Annotated in this window: 1 protein-coding gene and 1 pseudogene; both read right to left on the bottom strand. The window is 72.6% G+C overall.

Features of this window, described 5'->3' with window-relative positions:
- Positions 1-110 precede the first annotated feature (110 nt).
- On the bottom strand, positions 111-593 hold the full coding sequence (locus SSNG_RS07805) for a DUF402 domain-containing protein (protein ID WP_007263262.1): 483 nt from the start codon (positions 591-593) through the stop codon (positions 111-113).
- Positions 590-1110: pseudogene (locus SSNG_RS07800) on the bottom strand (GNAT family N-acetyltransferase); the annotation flags it as partial. The gene SSNG_RS07805 and the pseudogene SSNG_RS07800, both read right to left, overlap by 4 nt.

The following is a 1110-nucleotide window of genomic DNA, read 5'->3' as shown; positions in this document are numbered from 1 at the left end:
AGCTAGCCCGCGCGAACGCCCCTCCGGCCCGGATGGGACCCCGGGCGGGGATCCTTAGGGTCCGCTTAAGGAAGGCCTAAGCGGGCCGACAGGAACCCCCGGACCGACGCCTACCCGAGGAGGGCGGCGAGCCCCTCCGGCGTGCGCGCACGCTCCTCCAGGGAGTCCAGCGCCCGTACGGCCCGGGCGGCCGCCTCCGGGTCCCTCTCCGCCAGCCCGCTCGCCGCGAACTCGTCCTCGTCCAGACGCAGTACGGACTTCCCGTCCGCGGACACCCACAGGTCGAGGTCCAGGTCGTCGACCACGATCTCGCCGCCGCGGACCACGGCGGGGCGCGTCACGTCGCAGTACCAGCCCTTGAGGACGCCCTCACCGGTCCACACCTCCTTGACCGCGTACCAGCGCGTCCTCCAGAAGTGCTCCACGAACACGTCACCGGGCTCGAAGCGGACGAACCCGAAGTCCTTCACCCCTTCGGCCGCCCAAGGGGCGCGCACCGAGATCCGGTCCCCGTCGTCGGCCAGCTGCGCCGCCGGGTAACTGATCTTGGTACGGCCGGCCTTCGTCAGGGTCACGGTCCAGGACACGGTCATCGGGCGGCTCCCAGCTGCTTGGTGAAGCGCGTCTCGGTCGCGCACGTCTCGTACCCGAACCACGCGTTGATCGCGAGCATCGGGCCGTTTCCGGCGTCGTTGCCGGTGAAGGCCTCGGCGTACCCGGCCGCGCGGGCCCGGTGCAGCGAGTCGGTCTTGGCGAGCTTGGCCAGCCCGCGGCCGCGGAAGGCACGCCGGGTGCCGGTCATGGCCGAGCCGTAGCGGGTCGCGCCGTCCGTCCGCGCCGCGGTGAAGGCCGCCACGACCCCGTCGACGAGGACGACCGTCGTCAGCTCGTGGTCCAGCGTCGGCTGGTGCCAGACGGCGCCCAGCCAGTCCTCGTAGTCGTCCAGCTCGACGGGCACGTCGCCCGGCTCGTCGGCCGTCACCTCGGCGTCGGCCTCGTACAGTGGTCGCGGATCGGCGGCGAAGGCCGACCAGGGCCGCAGCTCCACCCCGGCGTTTTATTTTTCTCGGGCAGCGGCGCCCTCGGTGCCCGCCGCCAGGTCCAGCCGCA

Origin of the sequence: Streptomyces sp. C, assembly GCF_000158895.1 — a bacterium.
Classification (GTDB): domain Bacteria; phylum Actinomycetota; class Actinomycetes; order Streptomycetales; family Streptomycetaceae; genus Streptomyces; species Streptomyces racemochromogenes.
Note: the sequence above shows the minus strand (reverse complement) of the source record. Positions and strands in the feature narration are given on the sequence as shown.